We start from the raw sequence: 2,615 nt of genomic DNA, 5'->3' as shown, positions 1-2,615 counted from the left end.
GTCACCCGGGCGCTCGTGTCCGACGCCCGCGACAATGATCGCGCCATCGAGGGAACGCGCGGTGCCTATGGCGGCGCGCAGCGGCCCCTCGTCACCGGCTCACCGGCAGTCGCGGGCGGCACCACCGCCGGCCTCGGTGGCACGGCTGCGGGTACCGGCACGACGGGTCACGAGGGTGACACCCCCATCGGCGACGCCCTGTCGGGCGACCCGCTGACGACCGGGGCCGGCCCCGGGGTGACCGGCGGAGCAGAAGACGACTGGACCGCGACGGGAGAGGCACGACGATGACCGATATGCCCACGCCGTCTCAGCAGAAGGCGGCCGAGACATCGCTGGGCGACCTGGTCGGCGAGGTCTCGCGTGACCTGTCGGAGCTCATGCGCAAGGAGCTCGAGCTTGCGAAGGCCGAACTCTCGGAGTCGGCCAAGCGAGCCGGTGCGGGCGCAGGGCTCCTCGGCAGCGCCGGATATGCCGGCGCGATGGCAGTTTTCTTCCTGTCCGTCGCCCTGTGGTGGGGTCTTGGCGACCTCATCGACAGCCTCGGCTGGTCGGCCGTGATCGTGGCCGTCATCTGGGCCATCGTCGCCGCCATCCTCTACGCCGTCGGGCGGAAGCGACTGAAGACCGTGCAAGGGGCGCCGAAGACGGTCGAGACCGTCAAGGAGATCCCCGACGCGCTCAAGAGAAATCAGGAGAACCGATAATGAGCAACGCAGATCAGATCCGCGCCGATATCGAGGTGACGCGCGACGAACTGGGCCGGGATGTGGACGCACTCGCCGACAAGGTCTCGCCCCCGAAGATCATGGAACGGCAGAAGACGCGGGCCCGGCAGGTGCTCGGCGACGTCAAGGGCCGCGTGATGGGCGTCGCCGACGACGTCGGCGACTCGGCATCCTCCGCCGGCCACACGGTGGGCGACAAGCTCGGCGCTGCGGGCGACGCGGTGAAGGACCTGCCGAACCGCGCGAAGGCGCAGACTCAGGGCACGCCGCTCGTGGTCGGGCTCCTCGCCGCCGGCGTCGGCTTCCTCGTCGCGAGCCTCATCCCCGCGACGGACGCTGAGAAGCGCTGGAGCACCCAGCTCCGCGACCAGGCGCAGCCACTCGTCGACAAGGCGGTGGACAAGGCGAAGGTCGCCGCTCAGGATGTCGCGGAGAACCTCAAGGAGCCGGCGAAGGACGCCGTCAACCAGGTGAAGGATTCGGCCGCCGCATCCGCCGAGACCGTCAAGGAGGAGGCGCAGAGCACCGCCGAGCGGGTCAAGGAGAACGTCGCCCCTGGCAGCGGTTCGACCGGCACCACCGGGACCACCGGCACGACCGGCACGACCGGGACGACCGGGACGACCGGTGCCACCGGTACGACCGGTGCCACCGGTGACACGGGGCTGACGACGCAGTACTGAGTCGCGGCATCCCGTTCTCCGGAAACGGCGAAGGGCCCTGGCGGAAGCCAGGGCCCTTCGAACGTGCGTCGAGGTCTTGCGACCCCTGACTCAGTTGTAGTCGGTGGTGAAACCGTCCGTCGAGAAGCTGTCGAAGTCGACGTAGCTCAGGTCGGCGTCGGTGTACGCGCCGTCCGAGGCGAAGATGCGGTTGGGGTACCGCTCGCTCTTCGCCTCTTCCGTCGCCTCGACCGTGACATCGCGGTACTTCGCGAGGCCGGTTCCGGCGGGGATGAGCTTTCCGATGATGACGTTCTCCTTGAGGCCGACGAGCGGGTCGCTCTTGCCCTCCATGGCCGCCTGCGTCAGGACGCGGGTGGTCTCCTGGAACGACGCGGCCGACAGCCACGACTCGGTCGCGAGCGACGCCTTCGTGATACCCATCAGCTCGGGACGACCAGACGCGGGGCGCTTGCCCTCGGCCACGGTCTCGCGGTTGATGTTCTGGTACTTCTTGAAGTCGACCAGCTCACCCGGCAGCAGCGTCGTGTCGCCGTGGTCGACCACGGTGACCTTCCGCAGCATCTGACGGACGATGACCTCGATGTGCTTGTCGTGGATCGGCACACCCTGCGAGCGGTACACGCCCTGGACGCCGTTGACGAGGTACTTCTGCACCTCGCGGGCACCCTGCACACGCATGACCTCCTTGGGGTCGAGCGTGCCGACCTGCAGGGGCTGACCGACCGTGACGCGCTGCCCGTCCTCGACCAGGAGCGTCGCGCGCTTCAGGACCGGGTAGACGTGCGGCTCGTCGCCGTTGTCGGGCGTGAGGATGACCTTCTTCGACTTCTCGGTCTCGTCGATCGTGATGCGTCCGTCGGACTCCGCGATCGGCGACGCGCCCTTCGGGGTGCGGGCCTCGAACAGCTCCTGCACGCGGGGAAGACCCTGCGTGATGTCGTCGGCCGAGGCCGAACCACCGGTGTGGAAGGTACGCATCGTCAGCTGCGTGCCGGGCTCACCGATCGACTGGGCCGCGATGATGCCGACGGCCTCGCCGATGTCGACGATCTTGCCGGTGGCGAGCGAACGGCCGTAGCACTTCGCGCAGACACCGACGGCCGAGTCGCAGGTGAGCACCGAGCGGACCTTGATCGACTCGACACCCGCCGCCACCAGCTTGTCGATGAGCACGTCGCCGACGTCCTCACCGGCGGAGGCG

General features: G+C 68.8%; 3 protein-coding genes and 1 pseudogene. 3 read left to right on the top strand and 1 reads right to left on the bottom strand.

Annotated features, from left to right (window positions below; all coding sequences use genetic code 11):
* From VJN29_RS00465 to VJN29_RS00455, 3 genes are all read left to right on the top strand, one after another.
* On the top strand, positions 1 to 291 hold a 291-nt coding region (locus VJN29_RS00465), incomplete at its 5' end, for a hypothetical protein (RefSeq protein WP_324141365.1).
* Entirely contained in the window at positions 288 to 707 is a 420-nt protein-coding gene (locus VJN29_RS00460) for a phage holin family protein (protein ID WP_324141364.1), read from the top strand. The genes VJN29_RS00465 and VJN29_RS00460, both read left to right, overlap by 4 nt.
* A complete protein-coding gene (locus tag VJN29_RS00455) occupies positions 707 to 1,411 on the top strand; it encodes a DUF3618 domain-containing protein (protein WP_324141362.1) in 705 nt (234 codons plus the stop codon). The genes VJN29_RS00460 and VJN29_RS00455 overlap by 1 nt, the downstream gene beginning before the upstream one ends.
* A gap of 90 nt (positions 1,412 to 1,501) precedes the next feature.
* On the opposite strand, the pseudogene VJN29_RS00450 reads toward VJN29_RS00455, so the two are convergent.
* Positions 1,502 to 2,615, bottom strand: a pseudogene (locus VJN29_RS00450) (DNA-directed RNA polymerase subunit beta'); the annotation flags it as partial.

This window comes from Intrasporangium sp., assembly GCF_035280925.1.
In the GTDB taxonomy this organism is placed as follows: Bacteria; Actinomycetota; Actinomycetes; order Actinomycetales; family Dermatophilaceae; genus Intrasporangium.
The sequence above is the reverse complement of the archived record's forward strand: the minus strand, read 5'-3'. Positions and strand labels throughout refer to the sequence as shown.

Bases quoted from the DNA above. Each gene is read 5' to 3' on its own strand.
- VJN29_RS00460 (WP_324141364.1), top strand. From the start codon at position 288: ATGACCGATATGCCCACGCCGTCTCAGCAGAAGGCGGCCGAGACATCG.
- VJN29_RS00455 (WP_324141362.1), top strand. From the start codon at position 707: ATGAGCAACGCAGATCAGATCCGCGCCGATATCGAGGTGACGCGCGAC.